Genomic DNA, 21,824 nt, shown 5'->3' with positions numbered 1-21,824 from the left:
GCTCCTACTTCGTCTCCTCCAGCCTCGGGCTGTGTCCTCTGGGGGCGCCCCCCAGACCCCCGGTCTTCCCGCGCCCGGCGGAAGCTCTTACTTCGTCTCTTCCAAGCGCGGGAAGAGTGCCGCGCCCTTGGTGACCGTTGTGCCGGCGGGGAGCTTGCCCCACTCGCCGGCTTCCGCGACGCGCTGGTCGGCCAGCGGGCCGAGGGCCGGTTCGGCGCCCAGGGACTCCCACAGCTTCGCGCTGGAGTCGGGCATCACCGCGTTGAGCAGCACCGCGCAGGCGCGCAGCGACTCCGCGGCGGTGTAGAGGATCGTGGCGAGCCGGGCCTGGGCCTCGGCGCTCTCGTCCTTGGCGACCTTCCAGGGGGCCTGCTCGGTGAGGTAGCCGTTGACCTGCTTGATGAAGTCGAAGATCGCGGCGATACCGCCCGCGAAGTCCAGCTCCTCGCCGATCTTCCGGTCCGCCTCGCGCACCGCCGTGGCCAGGCCGTCCGCGATGGCCTGTTCGGCCTCGCCGTGCGCCAGGGCCTCGGGCAGGGCGCCGTCGAAGTACTTGCCGACCATGGCGGCCACCCGGGAGGCCAGGTTGCCGTAGTCGTTGGCGAGCTCGCTGGTGTAGCGGGCCGAGAAGTCCTCCCAGGAGAAGGAGCCGTCCTGGCCGAAGGCGATGGCGCGCAGGAAGTACCAGCGGTAGGCGTCCACACCGAAGTGGTCCGTCAGCTCGTGCGGCGAGATGCCCGTCAGATTGGACTTGGACATTTTCTCGCCGCCGACCATCAGCCAGCCGTTGGCGACCACCCGCTTGGGCAGCGGCAGCCCGTTGGCCATCAGCATCGCGGGCCAGATCACCGCGTGGAAGCGGAGGATGTCCTTCCCCACGAGGTGCACATCGGCGGGGAACGTCGAGTCGAACTTCTCCGGGTCCGAGCCGTAGCCGACGGCGGTGGCGTAGTTGAGCAGCGCGTCGATCCATACGTAGATGACGTGCTTGTCGTCCCACGGGATCTTGATGCCCCAGTCGAAGGTGGAGCGGGAGATCGACAGGTCCTCCAGACCCTGCCGGACGAACTGCATGACCTCGTTGCGCGCCGACTCGGGCTGGATGAACTCCGGGTGCGCCTCGTAGTGCGCCAGCAGTTTCTCGCCGTAGGCGGAGAGCTTGAAGAAGTAGTTCTCCTCCTGGAGCATCTCCACGGGCTTCTTGTGGATGGGGCACAGCTTCTGCCCCGCGAACTCCCCCTCTCCGTCGAGGAGTTCGCCGTAGGTCTTGTACTCCTCGCAGGGCACGCAGTACGGGCCCTCGTAGCCGCCCTGGTAGATCTCACCGCGGTCGTACAGGTCCTGGACGAATTCCTGGACCCGGTCGGTGTGCCGCTTCTCCGTGGTGCGGATGAAGTCGTCGTTCGCGATCCGCAGGTGCTCCCAGAGGGGCTTCCAGGACTCCTCGACGAGTTTGTCGCACCACTCGCCCGGACTGACTCCGTTGGCCTCCGCGGTGCGCATGATCTTCTGACCGTGCTCGTCCGTGCCGGTGAGGTACCACACCTTCTCGCCGCGCTGACGGTGCCAGCGGGTGAGCACGTCGCCTGCGACGGTCGTATAGGCGTGGCCCAGGTGGGGAGCGTCGTTCACGTAGTAAATGGGGGTCGAGACGTAGTACGCCTCCGAGCCCGCCTGCTCTGATCCAGTGGCCGCCATACCCGAATCCTATCGGCCCACCGCCACCCCTTTTCGCCGCGCGGTCGGGCCCGCCGCCGGCCCCGCCGTCAGCGGCGTCGCGTCAAGGGAAAGCGCGGGCGGATCACTCTCCGTGGTGGCCGTCGCGGAAGAAGAACAACGGTCATCGTTCGGCTACATGCGTACACGCAGACGGCGACGATCGCTCAATTACCGGCCCGACGCGGGCACGATGCGGTGTGGGCGAAGCGTTGGCCCCTTGACGGGGACGCCGGCTGCGGCAGACGCCGCCCCGTCGAGGGGGACGACGCACGGTGATGCGCCGGGTGCGTCGTGTGCAATGTGGCGGTCGAGCGACGACAGTGACGGCGAAGGAGGTGGCGGCGTGCAGTCCGAGGGGCCCAACCCCGGCACGTGTTGCCGCTGCGATCTGCCGGTGCGGCACCGCGCCCTGATCGCGATCATCGAGACGGGCTCCGGGCCCGGCGGCAGCGCGTACGCCTGCCTGCCCTGTGCCCGTGACTATGCGAAGACCTCGCTCGCCCCGGAGTGGATCGGCGAGACGATCGCTCATGCGGAGGCCATGCGAGTGGTCTGGGACGAGGAGCGGGAGGGCGGCAGCCCCTCCCCTGTCTGACACCGGATCGCTGAGACCGGACCTCTGACCCGGACCGTTGAGCCCGGACCAGGGCGCGGCACTCCGGGCGAAGCCCTCTCGCTCACCCCGGGCGGCAACGAGTTCACCCGCGGTTCACCCCGAGGTCGTTCCTTCGCGTACCCATGCCCATAGCGTCACGGCGGCGTACGGCGTACAAGCGCGCAGACCGCGCCATCGCGCACATCGCGCAGACCGCGCACAGACCGGAGGAACGACGATGCGAAAGTCGCTGCCGCTGCTCACTTCGCACCCCACGGGAAGATCAGCGATGACGTGCCGCTACCGCTGCGGCGACGCCTGCTTCCACGAGGTGCCCAACACCAGCTCGAACGAGTACGCAGGCGACGTCATCGCCCGAGCCCTCTCACGCCGGTCGGTGCTGCGTGCCGGCGCTGTCGTCGGTGTCGCCGCCGCGGCCTCGGGCACCGGGCTCGCCGGGCCCGGCGCCGAGTCCGCCTCCGCCGCCGTACCGGCGGCCAAGGGCGGCAAGTCGGCCAGCGGGGCGGCCAAGGGCCTGCGGTTCGAGCCGGTCGCGCCGAACACCGCGGACAAGGTGACCGTTCCCAAGGGGTACGAGCAGAACATCGTCATCCGCTGGGGCGAGCCGATCCTGCGCGGGGCGCCGGACTTCGACCCGGAGAAGCAGAGCGCCAAGGCGCAGGCGGGGCAGTTCGGCTACAACAATGACTTCCTCACGCTGCTGCCGCTCTCCTCGCGGCACCGCAGCCACGGCGCCGACCAGCTCCTGGTGGCCAACCACGAGTACACCGACGAGGAGCTGATGTTCGCCGGGTACGACCCGGAGAAGCCCACCCGTGAGCAGGTCGAGATCGCCTGGGCCGCGCACGGCCTGTCCGTCGTCGCCGTCGCGGGTGAGCGGCGTACCGGCGCGCTGCACGCCGTACCCCGCCATCCGCTCAACCGCCGGGTCACCATGACCACGCCGTTCGAGGTGACCGGGCCGGCCGCCGGCAGCGAACTGCTGCGCACCAAGGCCGACCCGCGCGGGCGCCGGGTGCTGGGCACGCTCAACAACTGCTCGGGCGGCACCACCCCCTGGGGAACGGTGCTCTCCGGCGAGGAGAACTTCAACCAGTACTTCGCCAACGCCGAGAAGGTGACCGACCCCGAGCGCGCCGCCCGGCTCAAGCGGTACGGCGTGGCGGGCGGGGCCAGCGAGCGGCGCTGGGAGCAGTTCGACGAGCGGTTCGACCTGGCCAAGGAGCCGAACGAGGTGCACCGCTTCGGCTGGGTGATCGAGCTGGACCCGTACGACCCGGACTCCACGCCCCGCAAGCACACCTCGCTCGGCCGCTTCAAGCACGAGGCGGCCCAGCCCCGGCTGTCCCCGGAGGGGCACGCGGTCGTCTACATGGGCGACGACGAGCGCTTCGACTACTTCTACAAGTTCGTCTCCAAGAAGACGATGCGCCGAGGGAAGAGCGCCGAGGACCGGCGGCACAACATGTCCCTGCTGGACGAGGGCACCCTCTACGTCGCCAAGCTGACCGGTGACAGCCCGGCCGACGAGATCGACGGCAAGGGCACGCTGCCCGAGGACGGCGAGTTCGACGGCACCGGCCGGTGGATCCCGCTGGCCAGCGGCGACAAGTCGTACGTCGAGGGCATGACGGCCGAGGAGGTCTACGTCTTCACGCGGCTGGCCGCCGACAAGGCCGGCGCCACCAAGATGGACCGCCCCGAGGACATCGAGCCCAGCCCGCGCACCGGCCGGGTGTATGTGGCGCTGACCAACAACACCGACCGCGGCAAGGCGGGCAAGGCGGGGGCCGACGAGGCCAACCCGCGCAACGCCAACAAGCACGGGCAGGTGCTGGAGTTCGCCGAGCGCGGCAACGACCCCAGGTCGCGGACCTTCTCCTGGCGGCTCTTCCTGGTCTGCGGCGACCCGGAGGACCCGGGCACCTACTTCGGCGGCTTCCCCAAGGACCAGGTCAGCCCGATCTCCTGCCCGGACAATGTCACCTTCGACGCGTTCGGCAACCTGTGGATCTCCACGGACGGCAACGAGCTCGGCTCGCACGACGGGCTGTTCGGCGTCGCCACGGCGGGTCCGCGGCGCGGTGAGGTGCGGCAGTTCCTGACCGTACCGACGGGTGCGGAGACCTGCGGTCCGCTGGTGCAGGAGCGCCGGGTGCTGGTCGCCGTGCAGCATCCCGGTGAGGTGGACGGGGCCTCGGTCGAGAAGCCCGCGTCCACGTGGCCGGACGGTCCGGGTACGTATGTGCGTCCGGCGGTGGTGGCTGTTTGGCCGAAGGACGGTTCTGCCGTCGGACGGTGACGTCCGGTTGCGCAGCGTGAGGGTGGGCCCCGTCGGTGATGACCGGCGGGGCCCGCGCCGTGCAGGACAGATGCGAGCGGTGGCAGCTCCCCTGGGCCCATGCGAGGGTGACAAGAAGGACAGAGGGAGCAAAGCTCCCCCAGTCTCCGGCCGGGGACCCCCAACCGTTGCGGGTGCAGCCATGGAGCGAACCAGAATTCTGATCGTCGGCGGCGGTTTCGCCGGAGTCGAGTGCGCACGCGGACTGGAGCGTGGGCTGCGGCCCGAAGAGGCGGAGATCAGCCTCGTCACCCCCGCCAGCTACGAGCTCTACCTCCCGCTGCTCCCCCAGGTCGCGGCCGGGGTGCTCACCCCGCAGTCGGTCGCGCCGCCGCTGCGCAGGCTGCTGCACCGGACCTCCATCGTGCCCGGCATGGTGATCGGGATCGCCCCGCGCGACCGGATGTGCGTGGTCCGGCTCATCAGCGGTGAGACCGTCAACCAGCGCTACGACCGGCTGATCCTCACCCCGGGCAGCGTCACCCGCAGCTTCGACATCCCGGGCCTCGACGAACAGGCGCGCGGGATGAAGACCCTCGCCGAGGCCGCCTACGTTCGCGATCACGTGATCGCCCAGCTCGATCTGGCGGCGGCCAGCCCCAACGAGCAGGAGCGCAGGGAGCGGTTGCAGTTCGTCGTGGTCGGCGGCGGCTACGCGGGCACCGAGACCGTCGCCTGCCTCCAGCGGCTCACCAACGCCGCCGCGAAGCGCTATCCGCGGCTCGACCCCGACCTGATCAAATGGCATCTGCTGGACATCGCCCCCAAGCTGATGCCGGAGCTCGGCGAGAAGCTGGGGCGGCGTGCCCAGCAGATCCTGCGCGAGCGGGGGACCGATGTCTCGCTGGGCGTCTCCGTGGCCAAGGCGGAGGAGCGGCGGATCACCCTGACCGACAACCGGGTGCTGCCATCGCGCACCCTGATCTGGACGGCGGGGGTGGCCGCCAGCCCGCTGATCGGCACCCTCGACGCGGAGACGATCAAGGGGCGGCTGGTCGTCAACGCCGACTTCACAGTCCCGGGCCACCCGGGCGTGTTCGCGCTGGGCGACGCGGCGGCCGTACCGGATCTGACGAAGGTCGGCGGCGCGGTGTGCCCGCCCACGGCACAGCATGCGAGCCGGCAGGGCAAGCACATGGCCCGCAACCTGATCGCCGCACTGCGCGGCGAGCCCATGACGCCCTACCGGCACAAGGATCTCGGCATGGTGGTGGACCTCGGCGGCACCGACGCGGTGGCCCGGCCGCTCGGGTACGAGCTCTCCGGGTTCTCCGCGCAGGTCGTCGCGCGCGGCTACCACCTGATGGCGCTGCCCACCTTCACCGCGAAGGCCCGTACGGTGGCGAACTGGAACCTCAACGCGCTGACCGGCGACGACTTCCTGCGCACCGGCTTCCTCTCCCGCCGCCCGGCCACCCTGCAGGACATGGAGGCCACGGACGCGTACCTCACCCAGGAGCGGGCGCGGGAGCTGACGGCATGAGGTGGTTCTTCCGCACCGTGATCGGCGCCGTCATCCGGGAGATCGTCCGCGCGTTCTCGCGCGGCGGCCGGTGAACCTTGACTTGAAGTCTCGCGCGGCGGTCGCTGAACCTTGACTTGAAGTGAGGTTCAAATTGGAGGGTGGAGCTCTCGCAGCCAGCGAGCAGCCCCGAGCCGGAAGGCACCACCATGCATGCCGTCGTCCTGCACACGTTCGGCCCCGCCGAGAACCTCAGCTACGAGACGCTGCCCGACCCCGAGCCAGGGCCCGGCCAGGTCCGGATCGCCGTGCGCGCCGCCGGGGTGCACGCCGTCGAGACCGTCCTGCGGGCCGGGGTGACCGAGGGCCTCGTACCGCCGCTGCCCGAACTGCCCGCCGTGTTCGGCGGCGAGGTCTCCGGCACCGTCGACGCGGTCGGCCCCGACGTCGACCCCGGCTGGCTGGACCGCGACGTGGTGACCGCGAGCGGCACCCCCGGCGGCTACGCGGAGCTGGCCGTCGCGGACGTCACCGAGCTGCTGGAGCGCCCGTCAGGGCTCAGCCACGAGTCCGCCGTCGCGGCGGTGGTGACGGGTGGGACGACGGTCGGCGTGCTCACCCAGGCAGAGCTGGGGCCGCAGGACGTGGTGCTGATCAACTCCGCGGCGGGCGGCATGGGGCGGCTCCTGGTGCAGCACGCCCACGCGCTGGGTGCCGTGGTGATCGGCGCCGCCGGTGGCCCCGCGAAGGCGGCGGCCGTCCGCGAACTCGGCGCCGACCTGGCCGTCGACTACAACCGGCCCGACTGGCAGCGGATGGTCGCGGACTGGCTGGCCGGGCCCGGCGGTGGCCGTACCCTCACCGCCGTACTGGACGGAGTCGGCGGTGAGCAGGCCCGTATCGCCTTCGGCCTGCTCGGCGCGGGTGGCCGCTATGTGACGTACGGCGCGATCTCCGGCGCCGAGTTCACCCCCTCCCTCGACGAGCTCGCCGCCCGCGACCTCACGCACGTCGACGCCCTCGGTGCCCTGCTCGCCCACCCCGAGCACGCCCCCGCCCACCGCGCCGAAGCCCTCGCCCGCACCGCCGCCGGTGCCTTCACCCACACCACGCACTCCTTCCCCCTCTCCGAGGCGGCCCAGGCCCACAAGGCCCTTGAGCAGCGCGAGACGACGGGGAAGGTCGTCCTGATCCCGTAGGTCCACAGGTCCGCTTCCCGAAGGTCCATGGGTCCGCATCCCGTAGGTCCATAGGCCCGCCCGGCCGGGGAAGACTGACCGGCATGCCGTTCACACTGCGCACGATCGTCGTCGACTGCCACGACGCCGAGGTCATGGCGGACTTCTACGGCACCCTGCTCGGCTGGCCGGTCACGGCGCGTGAACCGGGCTGGGTGCTGATGCGGGACCTGGGCGGGGGCGCGGGGCTGGCCTTCCAGGCCGAGGACGAGTACGTGCCGCCCGTCTGGCCGGAGGAGGCGGGCGGTCAGCAGAAAATGCTCCACCTGGATCTTCGGGTGCCGGACCTCACCGCTGCGGTGGAGGAGGCCGTCGCGGCGGGCGCCAGGCTCGCGCCGGAGCAGCCGCAGGACGATGTCCGGGTACTGCTCGATCCGGCAGGTCACCCCTTCTGTGTGTTCCTGGAGTGAGGGATTCCCGGAATAAGGGCTATTGCCCCGGAATGATCCCGGCGGCCGCGTGGACGCGCGCATTCGCCGGGAGAATGCGGGCACAGTTGGGGGAGACCTTGGAACGACGAGGAGCTTGAGGAGCCCCCATGCCCACGGTGCCGGTGGTGCGCAGCCTGCGCAGAGTGGTGCGGCCGCGCGTGCCGCGCCCCGGGGTGGACCTGTCGCACCCGGCACGCTCCCCGCTGGGCACCTCCGTGGTGAGCTGCGTGGCCTACGACCGCGAGGGCACGCGGCTGATGGCGGAGTGCGGCGTCGAGCAGGCACTGGCCTGCGTCCGCAAGGGCGCCGACGAGGAGGGCGGCTTCGTCTGGATCGGGCTGCACGAGCCGACGGAGGCCGAGTTCGAGGGCATCACCGAACTGTTCGGGCTGCATCCGCTCGCCGTGGAGAACGCGCTGGAACCGCACCAGCGGCCGAAGGCCGAGTGGTTCGGCGCCGAGATGATGTACGCCGTCTTCAAGACGGTCACCTACGTCGAGCACGAGCAGCTGACGGCCACCAGCGAGGTGGTGGACACCGGCGAGATCGTCGTCTTCACCGGCGCCGACTTCGTGATCACTGTACGGCACGGCCGGCACGGCTCCCTCGGCCCGCTGCGTGAGGAGCTGGAGGCCGAGCCGGAGCGGCTGGCGCAGGGCCCGGCGGCCGTGCTGCACGCGATCGCCGACCGGGTCGTGGACGACTATCTGCTGGTCGCGGACGAGGTGCAGACCGACATCGACGGCCTGGAGAGCGATGTCTTCGCCTCCGAGGCACCGTTCGGCTGGAGCGGCAGCGCCGGTGGTTCCGGCACCGCGCGGATCTACCAGCTCAAGCGCGAGCTGCTCGAACTCAAGCGCGCCACGCTGCCGTTGGCCCGGCCGCTGGAGCTGCTGTCCGACCGTCCCAACCGGCTCATCGACCCCGAGATACGCAAGTACTTCCGGGACGTCGCCGACCACCTCGCCCGCGTCGTCGAGCAGATCGCCTCCTTCGAATCGCTCCTCGACTCGATCCTCCAGGCCCATCTGGCGCAGGTCTCCACCGCCCAGAACGAGGGCATGCGCAAGATCAGCGCCTGGGTCGCCATCGTTGCCGTCCCGACGATGGTGTGCGGGATCTATGGCATGAACTTCGACCATATGCCCGAGCTGCACTGGCCGGTCGGGTACCCGCTGATTCTTGTCGCCATCGCGGTCACTTGCGTGGCCATGTACCGGGCTTTTCGCAGAAACGGTTGGTTGTAGCCGCCGCCGGGTTGGTTGCCCCGCGCAGCTAGGCGGCTGGGGAGGGGGTGCCCCTGCGCTGCGCTTGGGCAGTCTGCGCCAGGGGCGCAGGGTGGGCAAGCGCAGCACCCTGATGCGGGGCCGGGTTCGGAAAACCCGAACCATGGATCCGGGTGCGCTCCCCATCGCAGGGTTGACCTGCGATTCCGTAGCGTCGTGGGCATGGTGAACGCGGAGAACGAACAGCACGGAGCCGCACTGGTGCTGGCGGGGGTCACCCGGCGCTACGGGCGCCGCAGGGGCGCCGTGGACGCGCTGCGCGGCGTCGACGTGGCGCTCGCACGGGGGAGTTTCGCGGCGGTGATGGGTCCTTCGGGGTCGGGCAAGAGCACGCTGTTGCAGTGCGCTGTCGGTCTCGACCGGCCGACCGGGGGCAGGGTGCGGATCGGTGAGCAGGAGCTGACCCGGATGGGCCGCCGCGCGCTGACCAGGCTGCGCCGGGAGCGGGTCGGCTTCGTCTTCCAGTCCTTCAATCTGCTGCCCGCGCTGACGGCGGAGCAGAACGTAGGGCTGCCGCTGCGGCTGGCGGGCGGCGGCAGCCGCCGGGCCCGCGACCGGGCCCGGGAGGCGCTGGGCCGCGTCGGTCTCGCCGACCGCGCCCACCGCCGCCCCGCCGAACTCTCCGGCGGCCAGCAGCAGCGCGTCGCCGTCGCCCGTGCGCTGGTAACCGAGCCGGAGGTCGTCTGCGCCGACGAACCCACCGGCGCGCTCGACCCGACGACCGCCGAGGAAGTGCTGGGGCTGCTGCGGCAGTCGGTGGACGAGTTGGGCGCCACGGTGCTGATGGTCACGCACGACCCGGCGGCTGCCGCTCACGCCGACCGGGTGCTGTTCCTGGCGGACGGTCTGGTCGTGGACGAATACCGGGCCGCTGCCTGGAGGGGGTCCGGCAGCGGGGGCGCCGGTCCCGCCGTCCGACGGGGGGACGGCGGGGCCGCCGCGCACATCGCAGCGCGGATGCGGGCCCTCACCGGGCCGGTGGCCTGTGCCGCGCGGGAGGGCGCCCGGGCGGAGGTGGCCGTATGACCACCGGACTTGCCCGGGCCTCCGTACGGGCCCGGCCCAGCGCCTTCGCCGGGGTCTTCTCCGTGCTGGTGCTGTCCGCGACCGTCGTCACCGCATCGGTCGCCATGCTGCGTACCGCCGCCGGGATCCCGGCGGGGGAGGCCCGGGAGGCGGTGAGCACCATGGGGGCGGGATTCACCGTGGTGACGGTCTATCTGTCGGTCTTCGTCATCGCGCAGGTCATGGCGCTCACGGTGGCCGCGCGGGCACGGGAGAACGCGGTGCTGCGCGCTGTGGGAGCGCTGCCGTGGCAGATCCGCCGTACGGTCGCGACCGAGGCACTGTGCACGGCGCTGCCCGCGCTGCCCGTCGGGTACGGCCTCGGCTGCGTACTGGCGTACGGGTGGCGGGACGGGATGGCCGCGCACGGTCTGCTGCCGCACGGCGTGCCCCTCACCGTCGGCTGGCCCCCCGCGCTCGCGGCCGCGGGCGTGCTGTTCGTCACCTCGCAGCTCGGCGGTGTGCTGGCCGCGCACCGCGCCGCGCGGGCCCGCCCGATGGACGCGCTCGGCGATGCGGCGGGCGCCCGACGCGGAGTCACACTCACCGGGGTCGTCCGCGGGATCGGCGCCGTCCTCGCCCTGTTCGGCGCCGCCGTGCTGACGGCGATCACCGCGGCGGGCCCGCGCGAGGACGTGGGGGAGCATCTGCCGCTGGTGCTGCTCGCCTATCTGGTGGGAGTCGGGTTCGCGGGGCCCGCGATCGGGCGGACGGCAGCCCGGCTGCTGGCCGTACCCATACGGCTGCTCACGGCGCCGCGCGCGCTGGGCGGCGGAGCCGCCGCCGAGTTGGCGTTCGCACAGGCCCGCGCCACCTCGCGGCGGCTGTCCTCGGCCATCACGCCGGTGGCGTTGGTCGTGGCGTTCACGCTGGTCAAGCTGGCCGCGCTGGCAGCTGTCGACGAACCGTCGTGGGTCGACCTGTTCGCGACGGTCCTCTACGCCACCTTCGCCGCGTTCGCCGCCGCCAACACCATGGTGCTGCTCAGTGCCGAACGCCGCCGCGAGGTCGCGCTGTTGCGCGCGGTCGGCGCCGGGTCGTGGCAGGTGGTGCGAATGCTGGTGGTTGAGGCGCTGACCGTCACCTGCGCGGGGTTCGGCGCCGGCGCCGCCGTCGCCCTCGCGGTGACGCTGCCGCTGGGCGACGCCGCAGGAGCTTCACTGTCCTCCCTGCCGCTGACGACCTGGGCGGGTACGGGAGCGGGAGTGCTAGCCCTGGCCTTGGCCGCCACCTTGGCCCCCCTGCCGGGCCACTTGCGGAGGGCACCGGGGTGAGCGCACGTCTCCCCGCTGCGCTTGGGCAGTCTGCTCCCCCAGCCTCCGGCCGGGAGGTGCCCCTGGGGGTACCCCCTGCTCGAAGAGCTTGGGGGAGCAGGGTGGGCAAGCGCAGCACCGGCCACCGGCCCGCAGACGGCAGCGGTCCGTCCGCCCGGCAGGTGCGTCGCCGTCTGCGGCCGGGTGGCCCGGTTGTGCCCGCCCGTTCCGCCCCCGGCGGGAACCGCCGCCCACAACCGGGAAGGGTGACCGTTGTGACAGCAACCCTCGACCTCCTCGGCATCCCCGCAACGCGGAAAGCCCGCAATGCAGCGGTGTACGCCCTCGCAGCTGTGATCCCCGCGCTGCTGGGCGTCCCCGCGCTGGCGCTGCTCGCAGTGGGCGCCGCCCTGTGTGTGACCCGCGTGGGGATGCCGGTCCTCTCTCTCGTCCTCACGGCGGTCCGCGGGCTGACCGGCGTGCACCGGGCGGTGGTGCGCGGTCTGCTCGATGAGGATGTGGCCGCGCCGCCGCGCCCTCACCCATTGCGCGCGGCGCACGATGCCGCGACGTGGCGGTGCGCGGCGTACGCGGTGGTCAACGCACCACTCGGCGTGCTCCTCTTCGTCGTTCAACTGCCCGTACGGCTCTACGGGTTGGCCCTGCTGTCGTACCCGCTGTGGTTCCGCGCCGTACGGCAGAACGGGCACGACGGGCTCGAACTCACCGGCACCGTCCCGCTCGACAGCCGGCCCCGGGCGCTGGCCGTGGCCGCTGCCGGGCTGGCGCTGCTGGTGGCGGCCGGCTGGGCGGGGCGCCGACTGACCGCGCTGGTGCGGCTGCTGGCCCGCACACTCCTCGCCCCGCCGCCCCACGACCTCACCGATCGGGTGCACGACCTGGAGGAGACCCGCGCCCTAGCCGTACGGGACTCAGCGGCCACTCTGCGGCGTATCGAACGCGATCTGCACGACGGTGCGCAGGCCCGGCTGATCGCCCTCGCCATGGCGCTGACCCGCGCCAAGGAGGCGCTCCGCGCGCCCGAGCCGTCCCCGGCGGACGCCGCCAAGGCCAGGGAACTGGTGGACCAGTCCCTCGGTACGGCCCGCACCGCGCTGGGCGAGCTGCGCGACCTCGTACGCGGCATCCATCCGCCCGTCCTCGACAAGGGCCTCGCGCCCGCCCTCGCCTCCCTCCGCTCGGACATCGAGTCCCCGTCGCTGCGGGTGGAGCTGCACTCCCAACTGCTGGCCGGGCCGCGCCCGCCCGAGGCGGTGGAGACCATCGCCTACTTCTGCGCGGCCGAGCTGCTGACCAACGCCGCCCGGCACGCGGACGCCAGCCGCATCGTGGTCACCGCCCACGTCGAACTCGAGCTCCCTCACCGCGTCCTGGTGCTGGTGGTCGAGGACGACGGCCGGGGCGGCGCTCCCCCCGTCCCGCCGGCACAGGGCAGCTCGTCCGGGCTGCGCGGCCTGTCCGAGCGCGTCCGCACGGTGGACGGCACACTGTCCCTCGACAGCCCGCCCGGCGGCCCGACGAGAGCGACGGTCCGCCTGCCGTTCGCCGCAGTACAGGGGGAGACGACCAGGTGACGAGCCCGACAGGACCAGCGCCGAAGGAACAGGCCCTCCGGCTGGTGATCGCCGAGGACGCGGTCGTCGTACGGGAGGGGCTGGTCGGGCTGCTCACCGACCGGGGCCTGGAGGTGGCCGCGGCGGTCGGCGACCCGGACGCGCTGCTGGCGGCCGTGGACCGTACCCGCCCGGACGCCGTCGTGGCGGACATCCGGATGCCGCCCACACACCGAGACGAGGGGCTGCGCGCGGCGGCCGAACTGCGCCGCCGACACCCCCGGTTGGGCATCCTGCTGTTCTCCCAGTACATCGAGACGAGCTACGCGCACGCCCTCCTCGCGGACGGCCCGGCCGGTATCGGCTACCTCCTCAAGGACCGCGTCCTGGACGTCGACGAGTTCGTGGAGGCGCTGCACCGGGTGGTGGCCGGCGGCACCGCGCTGGACCCGGACGTCATCTCCCGGCTGCTGCGGGCCCGCCCCACCCTCGCGGCGCTCACCCCGCGCGAGTACGAGACCCTCGCGCACATGGCCGCTGGGCTCACCAACGCGGCCATCGCCGCGCGGATGGACATCTCCCAGCGGGCGGTCGAGAAGCACTCGGCCACCCTCTTCGACAAGCTGGAGATCCCGCGTACGACGGCCACCCACCGCCGCGTCCAGGCCGTACTGCGCTATCTGGAAGGCCGGGAGCCGTAGCGCCGGCTACAGCACCAGCGACAGCAGCAGCAACAGCACCAGCGCGACGACGGAGATGATCGTCTCCATCACCGACCAGGACTTGACGGTCTGTCCGACGTTCATCCCGAAGTACTCCTTCACCAGCCAGAATCCCGCGTCGTTGACGTGGCTGAAGAAGAGCGACCCGGCGCCGACGGCGAGTACGACCAGTGCGGTCTCGGGCGTGGACATACCGGCGGTCAGGGGGCCGACGAGCCCCGCGGCGGAGACCGTGGCGACCGTCGCGGAGCCGGTGGCCAGCCGGATGCAGACGGCGATGAGCCAGCCGAGCAGCAGCGCCGGGATGGACCAGTTCTCGGAGAGGTCCAGGATCATCTGGCCGATGCCGACGTCGACCAGCGTCTGCTTGAAGCCGCCGCCCGCGCCGACGATCAGCAGGATGCCGGCGATCGGCCCGAACGAGCCCGCCACGGTGGTGGAGAGCCGGTCCTTTGTGAAGCCCGCGGCCCGGCCGAGGGTGAACATCGCGACCAGCACCGCCACCAGCAGCGCAATCATCGGGTCGCCGACGACGTCCATGACGCGCTGCACGGTGTCTTCGGGGTCGTCGACGACGATGTCGGTGAGCGCCTTGGCGAGCATCAGCACGACGGGCAGCAGCACCGTCACCAGCGTGCTGCCGAACCCGGGCCGCCGGTCCAGCTCCGCACTGGCGCGCTCGGGCACCACCCCCTCGGGCGGCGTGGTGTCGACCCAGCGTGCGGCCACCTTGCCGAACAGCGGCCCCGCCACGACGAGGGTGGGGATGCCGACGACGAGACCGAGCGCGAGCGTCACGCCCAGGTTGGCGTTCATCGCGTCGATGGCGACGAGCGGGCCGGGGTGCGGCGGCACCAGTCCGTGCATCACGGAGAGCCCCGCGAGTGCGGGGATGCCGACGCGCATCACCGAGTAGTTGCCGCGCTTGGCGACCAGCAGCACCACCGGAATCAGCAGCACCAGCCCGACCTCGAAGAACATCGGCAGCCCGACGATGCCCGCGATCAGCGCCATCGCCCAGGGCATGCCGCGCCTGCTCGCCCTGGCCAGGATCGTGTCCACGATCTGGTCCGCACCGCCGGAGTCGGCGAGCAGCTTGCCGAGTATGGCGCCGAGCGCGATGAGGACGCCGACCCCGGAGACGGTGTCCCCGAGCCCGGTGGTGAAGCTCTCGATGGCCTTGTCGAGCGGCGCCGCCGCCACGGCACCCAGCGCGAGGGAGCCGACGGTCAGCGCCAGGAACGCATGCAGCTTGAACCGGGTGATGAGTACGACGATGACGGCGATGCCGACGAGGGCGGCGATCCCCAACTGGGCGTTGGCGGCGGACGAGATGGGGTCGGGTTGCTGTGACCCCGCGGCCAGCATCTCGGCACTGAGATGGCGCACGGCTCTTCCTTCTTCGCGGTAGGGAACAGGCTTCTTCGCGGTAGGTGAACAGGCTTCTTCGCGGTGGGTGGGCAGGGGGAGGGGGCGCCGGTCGGCGACTGCTCAGTTGCTGACCGACTGGACGGTATGTGTCCGGGATAGGGGCACGAGCGCGGCCAGCGCCTGATCGGTGACGGCCTGCGGCCCGGGAGCGACGTCGACCACGACGCCGGGCTCGTCCGGCGCCAGCGGTTCGAGGGTCGCGAACTGCGAGTCCAGCAGCGCGACCGGCATGAAGTGGTCCGCGCGCCCGGCCATCCGGCGGCCGATCAGCGCCCGGTCGCCGGTGAGGTGGAGGAAGACGATGCCGGGCGCCGCGGCCCGCAGCCGGTCGCGGTAGACCCGCTTGAGCGCCGAGCAGCTGACGACCCCGCCGAGCCCCGCGCGGCTGTGCGCCCAGGCGCCGATCGCGTCCAGCCACGGCGCCCGGTCGGCGTCGTCGAGCGGGGTGCCGGTGGACATCTTGGCGACGTTGGCGGGCGGGTGGAAAGCGTCGGCCTCGGCGTACGGCACCCCGAGCGCGTCGGCGAGCAGTCGCCCGACGGTGGTCTTGCCGGTGCCCGCCACTCCCATGACGACCACGACCTGCTGACCGGCCAGCTCACTCCGCACCGTTCTCACCGTCCTCATCGACATCGACGTCGGCGCGGAGGACACTCAACCTCATAGGTCACACGTATTCAATAGTTGGCAACCATGTAGTCATACTTAATTGGTGACGAGCAGCACGTAGGCTGAGCATCCCGGCGCTCGTGGAGCGCCCGGGGAGGGGTGGAGACAACCGGGGAGACGCATTGACCAGCCAGAACGAGGGCGCCGACGACTCGGAGCAGACCGCCTCGGAGCAGGGCCGGGGAGCGGCGCCGGTACGCGAGCGCGGCCTGCACGGCAGGGTGCTCGCCTCGCTCGGCCCGGCCATCACGGCGGGTGAGTACCCGCCGGGCACGGTGCTGCTCACCGAGGAGCTGGCCGCCCGCTACCAGGTCTCCCGCACGGTGGCGCGGGAGGCGGTACGGGTGCTGGAGTCCATGCATCTGGTGGAGTCGCGCCGCAGGGTCGGGGTCACCGTGCTGCCGGCCGAGCAGTGGAACGTCTACGACCCGCAGGTCATCACTTGGCGCCTCGCCGGTGCCGACCGGGGCCGCCAGCTGCGTTCGCTCACGGTGCTGCGCTCGGCCGTCGAACCGGTCGCGGCCCGCCTCGCCGCCGAGCAGGCCACCCCCGAGGAGTGCGCGGCGCTGACCGAGCACGCGCTGGGCATGGTCGCCACCTCACGCGGTGGGCAGCTCGACAACTACCTGGTGCACGACGTCGACTTCCACCGAGCCGTGCTGCGTGCGTCCCGCAACGAGATGTTCGCCCGCCTCGGCGATGTCGTCGCGGCCGTCCTCACCGGCCGTACCCAGCACGACGTGATGTTCAGCGACCCCCGCCAGGAAGCCGTCACCCTGCACGTCCAGGTCGCGGAGGCCGTCCGCGAACGGGACGGCGCCCGCGCCGAACGCGTCATGCGCACGATTACCGAGGACGCCATGGCGGAGCTGGACGTTCTGGCGCCGTAGCGTAGGCGCACCCCGCCGGACCCGCTGGGAGCGCGAGCCTGGACGCGGGCCGTGACGATGGGTCCATGGCAGAACGCGGTGGACCGGCCGACGAGCCGCCGGGCCCTCGGTCCGGGGCGCCGCCCTGGGCCTGGCCGCTGCTGGGCCCGGCCGTCGCGGTGCTCTTCGCGGCCTACTTCCTGCTGCCGGTACGGGTGCTGGGCCCGGAGCGGCCGACGCTGAGCTGGTCGGTGTTCACCGTCGTGCTCGCCGCCATCGCCGCGCTGCTCCTCAAGCACATGCGGGACGCCCTGTTCGACCGGCCCGGCGCGGTCGTGGCCCTGGTGTCGCTGATGTGCCTGTCGGTGCTGGTGTTCTCCTCGGCGTACTTCGTGATCTCGCACGACCCGGGCGAGTTCCGAGGCCTGCGCACCCGGCTGGACGCCCTCTACTTCACGCTGCTCACCGTGGCCACCCTCAGCTACGGCGACATCCAGCCGCGCGGCCAGTCCGCGCGGCTCGTCATCCTGCTCCAGATCCTCTACACGCTGGTCTTCCTCACCGCCGCCGCCACCTCACTGACCGGCAAACTCCGCCGCACGGCGGCGAGCCGCCCCCCACGCGGGAGGGGCCGCGGGCGCGGCTGAGTCACCGCTGGCCCACCTCCGCGAGGTCGTCCCGCAACCAGCACGCGACCGACAGCCGCACAATCCCGGGGCCCGCCGCGAGCTCCCGGTCCCCGGGAGGGACCAGCCAGTACAGCCACGCGCGGTACGGGTCGCCGATGACGCCCCCGCACGCCTCCCTCAGCTCCCGGATCACCCCCCCCGCCCCCGCGCGTACGGCACCCGCACGGCGTCCCACCACACCCCGACGGGCATCAGCGCGAACGGCGCGTGGGCGGGCGGGGACCACCTGCCCGACCAGTGACGCTGTGTGCCATACCGGTGGCCGGGTGGGACGCGGCGTCCTACCTCTCCACGTGCAGCCGGTCGGCGAGTTCGGTCAGAGGGGAGGTGCGATGGCGTTCGCGTGTGGAGGTCGGCCACGAGGCGGCGGGTGGTGCTGTGGTAGCGCATCCATTCAGGGGCGTCGCGCTCCGCGGTGAGCAGGGCATGCGTGGCGGCCTCGTCCTGGTCGAGTCCGGCGTGGGCGAGGGCGCGGTCCACGTGGAAGCGGGCGCGCCAGGTGGGCGGGAGGGAGGCGAGGCCGGGAACGGCGCGGGCGGTGGTCAGGGCCGGGGCGCAACGGTCCATCTCGACCTGGAAGTTGACCTTGGCGACGGCCGTGTTGGTGGGGCCGAAAGGCGTCGCGTAGTCGAGCCGGTCCGTACCGATACCGGCGGCAGCGGCCGTCGCCATACGCAGCAGCTCGTCAACCCGGTCGTAGCGGCGTTCGCCCTGCCGTACGAGCGCCGTCGCTGCGCGCAGCAACAGGATGCCCCACAGGGACAGATCGACGGGTCGCGAGCGGAAGGTCGGTTCGATGCGGTCGGCCTGGGCGAGCGCCACGCGCTCGGCGTCCTCCAGCCGCCCTTGCTTGGTGAAGACCCACGCCAGCGTTGCCGCGCCGATCGCCTCCAGACGCGGGTCGCCCGCGCGGCGGGCCGCGACCGTGGCACGTTCCATCGCGGTGGACGCGGCGTCCGGGTTGCCCAGCGCCGTCAGGGTGGTCGCTGCGACCTGATACGCCTCGGCAAGCACCGCGTACGCCGCGGCCCGGTCCCGGTCGCTGCCCTCGTACGCGCGTACGGCGGAGCGCGCGTCCCGGATCAATTGGGGGAGTACAGCCCCCACTTCGCCCATCCGGCCCGCGCCGCGTACGGAGCCGTCCGAGCCGGTCACCGATGCTGGTTTCGAACCCCTCGTGCATCGCGCACACCCCCACACGTGGACAACTCCACGCTACCGGCGTGCTCCCTCACACACGGGGTGCTGTCAGTCTCCCGTGCGAGGATGCGAAGCGGCCTTGCGAGAACGATCGCCAACGGGTGGAGGGCCGTCCGAGTCACTGAGCCAGGGACAGGGGCAGGCACTGAACGATGCGTACCGTGACCATCACCGGAAGCCGTACGGCGGGGCACCATGACCCCGCCCACTACGCGCGGCTCTTCACGGCGTACTTGGCGCCGTTCGCGGCCGACGCGCACTTCTACCTCGGCGGCGACCGCGGTATCGACAGCCTCGCACTGACCTGGCTGGCGACCGAGACGGACGCCTGGCTCACCGTCGCCGTGCCCGGCACGCTGGACCAGCAGCCGCCCGAGGCCGGAAAGGCCGTCAACCGGGCCTGGGACCGCATCGCGGAGGTCGTGGAACTCGGCGCCGACCCGCTGGACGACGCCGCGTATCTGGCCCGCAACCGGTGGATGGTGGACCGCTCCGGCATGGTGATCGGCTTCCCCGTAGGCACCAGCACCCAGTCCGGCACCTGGCAGACCCTCGACTACGCGTCCCAGCAGGGCAAGGCCCGGCTGATCGTGCCGACCTAGGGCTTGTCCGGCGCCTGCTGCGTACCCGGCAGCAGCAGCCCGGGATTGGAGCCGGGCGGCCGGGGCACTCGGGCGGCGGAGGTTGATGACTATGGCTCCGTTGCTACTCGTACTTCTGCTCGCACTGATCCTGTTCGGCGCGGGGTTCGCGCTGAAGGTCCTGTGGTGGATCGCGGTGATCGTGCTCGTGCTGTGGCTGCTCGGCTTCCTGGTGCGGCCGACGGTCGGCGGACGGCGCGGTCGCTGGTACCGCTGGTAGCCGGGACCGACCGCCCCTGCCCCACGGGGCAGGGGCAAAGTGCGCTCGGCGTGCCCAACGGGTCGTAAGGTCGCATACATGGACACAACCGCCCTCCTCACGGACGCCTTCACCCGCGTGAACGGCGAGGTCCACTCCGCGCTGCGCGGCATCAAGAAGCGGCACCTCAACGAACAACTCGACCCGGCGACCAACAGGGTGAGCTGGCTGATCTGGCACCTCACCCGGGTGCAGGACGACCACCTCGCCGACGCCGCCGGTACGGAGCAGGTCTGGCACGCACAGGGGTTCGAGGAGCGCTTCGGGCTGCCCCTCCCCTCCGACGACACCGGATTCGGCCACGCGCCCGAGGATGTGGCCGCCGTCCGGGTGGACTCGCCGCAGCCGCTGCTGGAGTACCACGACGCGGTGCACGAGCAGACTCTCAACTATCTGGGCACCCTCAATTCCCGGTCGCTCGACCGCATCGTCGACGACGCGTGGGACCCGCCGGTCTCGCTCGGGGTCCGCCTCGTCAGCGTCATCGGCGACACCATGCAGCACGTCGGTCAGGCGGCCTTTCTGCGCGGCGTGCTGGAACGCCGCTGAGACCGAACCGGACCGCACCGCACCAGCCGGACCAGCCCGAACAGCCCGACCAGCCCGACAGTCCGTAGAGCCCGATCAGCCCGTAGAGCCGGAACAGCCGAAAGAGCCGAAAGAACCGGAACAGCCGAAAGAGCCGAAGAGAGGCGCGCCCCGTGATCCCCCAGCGCACCGCCACCAGCTCAACCCTCACCCTGCACGTCAACGACACCGCGCACACCGTCACCGCCGATCACCGCGCCACCCTGCTGGACGTACTGCGCGAACAGCTGCACCTCACCGGCACCAAGAAGGGCTGCGACCACGGCCAGTGCGGTGCCTGCACGGTGCTGCTGGAGGGGCGCCGCGCCAACAGCTGTCTGCTGCTGGCGGTGGCGTACGACGGAGCGCACCTCACCACCGTCGAGGGACTCGGCGACGAGGAGCGCCCGCACCCCCTCCAGCAGGCGTTCCACGAGCGGGACGCCTTCCAGTGCGGCTACTGCACCCCGGGCCAGATCGTCTCGGGCGTCGGCATGCTGTGCGAGGCCGCCGAAGGCCACCCCTCGAACGCCACCCCGGCCGAGGCCCTCCATCGGGCCACCGGCGCCCCGGCCGAGCTGGACCGGGACGAGATCCGCGAGCGGATGAGCGGCAACATCTGCCGGTGCGGCGCCTACCCGCACATCGTCGAGGCCATCGAGGACGTGACGCAGTACACCGGCGGGCACAGCGACGCCGCGCACGCCCCCCACCGCAGCGACGCCGACGCCGTACCGGCGAGGTGACCCCGCGATGAAACCCTTCACCTTCGAGCGCGCCACCACCCCCGAGCAGGCCGTCTCCGCGTTCGCGGCGCAGCCCCACGCACGCTTCCTGGCCGGCGGCACCAACCTCGTGGACCTGATGAAGCTCGGCGTCGAGACGCCGGAGCACCTCATCGACGTCTCCCGGCTGCCGCTCAACGACATCGAGAACACCGCCGACGGCGGCCTCCGCGTCGGCGCCAACGTACGCAACAGCGATCTGGCCGCACACACCGCCGTCTGCCGCGGCTATCCGGCGCTCGCCCAGGCGTTGCTGGCCGGCGCCTCCGGACAGCTCCGCAATCTGGCCACGACCGGCGGCAACCTCCTCCAGCGCACCCGCTGTCCCTACTTCCAGGACCTCTCGGCGCCCTGCAACAAGCGCGAGCCGGGCTCGGGCTGTTCGGCGCGGGAGGGCGTCAACCGGGACATGGCGGTCCTGGGCCACTCCGAGCACTGCGTGGCCACCCACCCCTCCGACATGGCGGTGGCGCTGGCCGTCTACGACGCGGAGGTCGAGCTGCTGGGCCCGGAGGGTGCCCGCACGGTGCCCGCTGCCGAGTTCCACCGGCTGCCCGGTGACACCCCGCAGCGGGACACGGTGATCCGGCCCGGCGAGCTGATCTCGCACATCACACTTCCGCCGCCGCCCACCGGTGCCCGCGCCGCCTACCGCAAGGCCCGGGACCGCGCCTCGTACGCCTTCGCGCTCGCCTCGGCCGCCGCCGTGCTCGCGCTGGACGGCGACGGGACCGTACGGCATGCGGCGCTCGCGTTCGGCGGGCTGGCACACCGGCCGTGGCGGGCCCGTACCGCCGAGCAGGTGCTGATCGGCGCCCGCGCCGACGCCGAGACCTTCGCCCGCGCCGCCGACGCCGAACTGGCCGAAGCGCGTCCGCTGTCCGACAACTCCTTCAAGGTGCCGCTGGCCCGAAATCTGGCCGTACACATGCTGACCGCCCTGGCCGAGCCCCCGCACCGCAGGACCTGAAGCCGCCGGGAACACCGAGGACGCGGACCGAGCACCG

22 protein-coding genes are annotated in these 21,824 nt (G+C 71.9%); 17 read left to right on the top strand and 5 right to left on the bottom strand.

Annotation, left to right across the window (positions count from 1 at the left end; genetic code table 11):
- Positions 1-87 precede the first annotated feature (87 nt).
- Complete coding sequence (metG, locus tag ACQEU8_RS17515; protein WP_433101605.1) at positions 88-1,698, bottom strand: methionine--tRNA ligase; 1,611 nt, start codon at positions 1,696-1,698, stop codon at positions 88-90.
- A 364-nt stretch (positions 1,699-2,062) separates the two neighbouring features.
- Between metG and ACQEU8_RS17510 the strand changes: the two genes are divergently transcribed.
- From ACQEU8_RS17510 to ACQEU8_RS17465, 10 genes are all read left to right on the top strand, one after another.
- The gene (locus tag ACQEU8_RS17510) at positions 2,063-2,314 is read left to right on the top strand and encodes a hypothetical protein (protein ID WP_433101603.1); all 252 of its coding nucleotides are present in this window, start codon (positions 2,063-2,065) and stop codon (positions 2,312-2,314) included.
- Positions 2,315-2,552: 238 nt separating this feature from the next.
- The gene (locus ACQEU8_RS17505; protein WP_433101601.1) at positions 2,553-4,637 is read left to right on the top strand and encodes a PhoX family protein; all 2,085 of its coding nucleotides are present in this window, start codon (positions 2,553-2,555) and stop codon (positions 4,635-4,637) included.
- Positions 4,638-4,818: 181 nt separating this feature from the next.
- Positions 4,819-6,159, top strand: coding sequence for an NAD(P)/FAD-dependent oxidoreductase (locus tag ACQEU8_RS17500; RefSeq protein WP_433101599.1), 1,341 nt, complete (start codon positions 4,819-4,821; stop codon positions 6,157-6,159).
- Between the two features lie 188 nt (positions 6,160-6,347).
- On the top strand, positions 6,348-7,337 hold the full coding sequence (locus ACQEU8_RS17495) for a zinc-binding dehydrogenase (RefSeq protein WP_433102467.1): 990 nt from the start codon (positions 6,348-6,350) through the stop codon (positions 7,335-7,337).
- Between the two features lie 83 nt (positions 7,338-7,420).
- Entirely contained in the window at positions 7,421-7,786 is a 366-nt protein-coding gene (locus tag ACQEU8_RS17490; RefSeq protein ID WP_433101597.1) for a VOC family protein, read from the top strand.
- Between the two features lie 128 nt (positions 7,787-7,914).
- Positions 7,915-9,054, top strand: coding sequence for a magnesium and cobalt transport protein CorA (locus ACQEU8_RS17485; RefSeq protein ID WP_433101595.1), 1,140 nt, complete (start codon positions 7,915-7,917; stop codon positions 9,052-9,054).
- 201 nt (positions 9,055-9,255) lie between these two features.
- Positions 9,256-10,119 carry an ABC transporter ATP-binding protein gene (locus ACQEU8_RS17480; RefSeq protein WP_433101593.1) on the top strand — a complete coding sequence of 288 codons (864 nt, stop codon included), beginning with the start codon at positions 9,256-9,258 and terminating at the stop codon, positions 10,117-10,119.
- The gene (locus ACQEU8_RS17475) at positions 10,116-11,432 is read left to right on the top strand and encodes an FtsX-like permease family protein (RefSeq protein ID WP_433101591.1); all 1,317 of its coding nucleotides are present in this window, start codon (positions 10,116-10,118) and stop codon (positions 11,430-11,432) included. The genes ACQEU8_RS17480 and ACQEU8_RS17475 overlap by 4 nt, the downstream gene beginning before the upstream one ends.
- Positions 11,433-11,686: 254 nt before the next feature.
- A complete protein-coding gene (locus tag ACQEU8_RS17470; RefSeq protein ID WP_433101589.1) occupies positions 11,687-13,006 on the top strand; it encodes a sensor histidine kinase in 1,320 nt (439 codons plus the stop codon).
- Positions 13,003-13,686, top strand: a complete 684-nt coding sequence (locus ACQEU8_RS17465) for a response regulator transcription factor (RefSeq protein WP_433101587.1) — start codon at positions 13,003-13,005, stop codon at positions 13,684-13,686. The genes ACQEU8_RS17470 and ACQEU8_RS17465 overlap by 4 nt, the downstream gene beginning before the upstream one ends.
- Before the next feature lie 6 nt (positions 13,687-13,692).
- Here the strand turns inward: ACQEU8_RS17465 and ACQEU8_RS17460 are convergent, their stop codons facing one another.
- Both ACQEU8_RS17460 and ACQEU8_RS17455 read right to left on the bottom strand, forming a co-directional pair.
- A complete protein-coding gene (locus tag ACQEU8_RS17460) occupies positions 13,693-15,096 on the bottom strand; it encodes a GntP family permease (protein ID WP_433101585.1) in 1,404 nt (467 codons plus the stop codon).
- 102 nt (positions 15,097-15,198) lie between these two features.
- Complete coding sequence (locus ACQEU8_RS17455) at positions 15,199-15,765, bottom strand: gluconokinase (protein WP_433101583.1); 567 nt, start codon at positions 15,763-15,765, stop codon at positions 15,199-15,201.
- Positions 15,766-16,016: 251 nt separating this feature from the next.
- On the opposite strand from ACQEU8_RS17455, the gene ACQEU8_RS17450 reads away from it, so the two are divergent.
- Both ACQEU8_RS17450 and ACQEU8_RS17445 read left to right on the top strand, forming a co-directional pair.
- Positions 16,017-16,697 (top strand): FadR/GntR family transcriptional regulator, encoded by a 681-nt coding sequence (locus tag ACQEU8_RS17450; protein ID WP_433102465.1) that lies wholly within the window; start codon positions 16,017-16,019, stop codon positions 16,695-16,697.
- 65 nt (positions 16,698-16,762) lie between these two features.
- Positions 16,763-17,323: a potassium channel family protein gene (locus ACQEU8_RS17445; RefSeq protein ID WP_433101581.1), complete on the top strand. Its 561-nt coding sequence runs from the start codon at positions 16,763-16,765 to the stop codon at positions 17,321-17,323.
- Between the two features lies 1 nt (position 17,324).
- Here ACQEU8_RS17445 and ACQEU8_RS17440 read toward each other — a convergent pair whose 3' ends face one another.
- Both ACQEU8_RS17440 and ACQEU8_RS17435 read right to left on the bottom strand, forming a co-directional pair.
- Complete coding sequence (locus ACQEU8_RS17440) at positions 17,325-17,498, bottom strand: hypothetical protein (protein WP_433101579.1); 174 nt, start codon at positions 17,496-17,498, stop codon at positions 17,325-17,327.
- On the bottom strand, positions 17,495-18,520 hold the full coding sequence (locus ACQEU8_RS17435; RefSeq protein ID WP_433101577.1) for a hypothetical protein: 1,026 nt from the start codon (positions 18,518-18,520) through the stop codon (positions 17,495-17,497). The genes ACQEU8_RS17440 and ACQEU8_RS17435 overlap by 4 nt, the downstream gene beginning before the upstream one ends.
- A 197-nt stretch (positions 18,521-18,717) precedes the next feature.
- Here ACQEU8_RS17435 and ACQEU8_RS17430 point away from each other — a divergent pair, with 197 nt between their 5' ends.
- The 5 genes from ACQEU8_RS17430 to ACQEU8_RS17410 all read left to right on the top strand — a co-directional run bounded on the left by ACQEU8_RS17430 (position 18,718) and on the right by ACQEU8_RS17410 (position 21,787).
- Entirely contained in the window at positions 18,718-19,167 is a 450-nt protein-coding gene (locus ACQEU8_RS17430; protein WP_433101575.1) for a hypothetical protein, read from the top strand.
- A gap of 91 nt (positions 19,168-19,258) precedes the next feature.
- Positions 19,259-19,426: a DUF5670 family protein gene (locus ACQEU8_RS17425; protein ID WP_433101573.1), complete on the top strand. Its 168-nt coding sequence runs from the start codon at positions 19,259-19,261 to the stop codon at positions 19,424-19,426.
- Positions 19,427-19,504: 78 nt separating this feature from the next.
- On the top strand, positions 19,505-20,014 hold the full coding sequence (locus ACQEU8_RS17420; RefSeq protein WP_433101571.1) for a mycothiol transferase: 510 nt from the start codon (positions 19,505-19,507) through the stop codon (positions 20,012-20,014).
- A gap of 152 nt (positions 20,015-20,166) precedes the next feature.
- A complete protein-coding gene (locus tag ACQEU8_RS17415) occupies positions 20,167-20,778 on the top strand; it encodes a (2Fe-2S)-binding protein (RefSeq protein WP_433101569.1) in 612 nt (203 codons plus the stop codon).
- Positions 20,779-20,785: 7 nt separating this feature from the next.
- The gene (locus ACQEU8_RS17410) at positions 20,786-21,787 is read left to right on the top strand and encodes an FAD binding domain-containing protein (protein ID WP_433101567.1); all 1,002 of its coding nucleotides are present in this window, start codon (positions 20,786-20,788) and stop codon (positions 21,785-21,787) included.
- Positions 21,788-21,824: the final 37 nt, after the last annotated feature.

Origin of the sequence: Streptomyces sp. CA-250714, from assembly GCF_050936705.1 — a bacterium.
In the GTDB taxonomy this organism is placed as follows: domain Bacteria; phylum Actinomycetota; class Actinomycetes; order Streptomycetales; family Streptomycetaceae; genus Streptomyces.
Note: the sequence above shows the minus strand (reverse complement) of the source record. Positions and strands in the feature narration are given on the sequence as shown.

What these genes read in the sequence shown, in the direction of transcription:
- metG (WP_433101605.1), bottom strand. Translation starts at nt 1,698, where the DNA reads ATGGCGGCCACTGGATCAGAGCAGGCGGGCTCGGAGGCGTACTACGTC.
- ACQEU8_RS17505 (WP_433101601.1), top strand. Translation starts at nt 2,553, where the DNA reads ATGCGAAAGTCGCTGCCGCTGCTCACTTCGCACCCCACGGGAAGATCA.
- ACQEU8_RS17500 (WP_433101599.1), top strand. Translation starts at nt 4,819, where the DNA reads ATGGAGCGAACCAGAATTCTGATCGTCGGCGGCGGTTTCGCCGGAGTC.
- ACQEU8_RS17495 (WP_433102467.1), top strand. Translation starts at nt 6,348, where the DNA reads ATGCATGCCGTCGTCCTGCACACGTTCGGCCCCGCCGAGAACCTCAGC.
- ACQEU8_RS17490 (WP_433101597.1), top strand. Translation starts at nt 7,421, where the DNA reads ATGCCGTTCACACTGCGCACGATCGTCGTCGACTGCCACGACGCCGAG.
- ACQEU8_RS17485 (WP_433101595.1), top strand. Translation starts at nt 7,915, where the DNA reads ATGCCCACGGTGCCGGTGGTGCGCAGCCTGCGCAGAGTGGTGCGGCCG.
- ACQEU8_RS17480 (WP_433101593.1), top strand. Translation starts at nt 9,256, where the DNA reads ATGGTGAACGCGGAGAACGAACAGCACGGAGCCGCACTGGTGCTGGCG.
- ACQEU8_RS17475 (WP_433101591.1), top strand. Translation starts at nt 10,116, where the DNA reads ATGACCACCGGACTTGCCCGGGCCTCCGTACGGGCCCGGCCCAGCGCC.
- ACQEU8_RS17455 (WP_433101583.1), bottom strand. Translation starts at nt 15,765, where the DNA reads ATGAGGACGGTGAGAACGGTGCGGAGTGAGCTGGCCGGTCAGCAGGTC.
- ACQEU8_RS17445 (WP_433101581.1), top strand. Translation starts at nt 16,763, where the DNA reads ATGGCAGAACGCGGTGGACCGGCCGACGAGCCGCCGGGCCCTCGGTCC.
- ACQEU8_RS17430 (WP_433101575.1), top strand. Translation starts at nt 18,718, where the DNA reads ATGCGTACCGTGACCATCACCGGAAGCCGTACGGCGGGGCACCATGAC.
- ACQEU8_RS17425 (WP_433101573.1), top strand. Translation starts at nt 19,259, where the DNA reads ATGGCTCCGTTGCTACTCGTACTTCTGCTCGCACTGATCCTGTTCGGC.
- ACQEU8_RS17420 (WP_433101571.1), top strand. Translation starts at nt 19,505, where the DNA reads ATGGACACAACCGCCCTCCTCACGGACGCCTTCACCCGCGTGAACGGC.
- ACQEU8_RS17410 (WP_433101567.1), top strand. Translation starts at nt 20,786, where the DNA reads ATGAAACCCTTCACCTTCGAGCGCGCCACCACCCCCGAGCAGGCCGTC.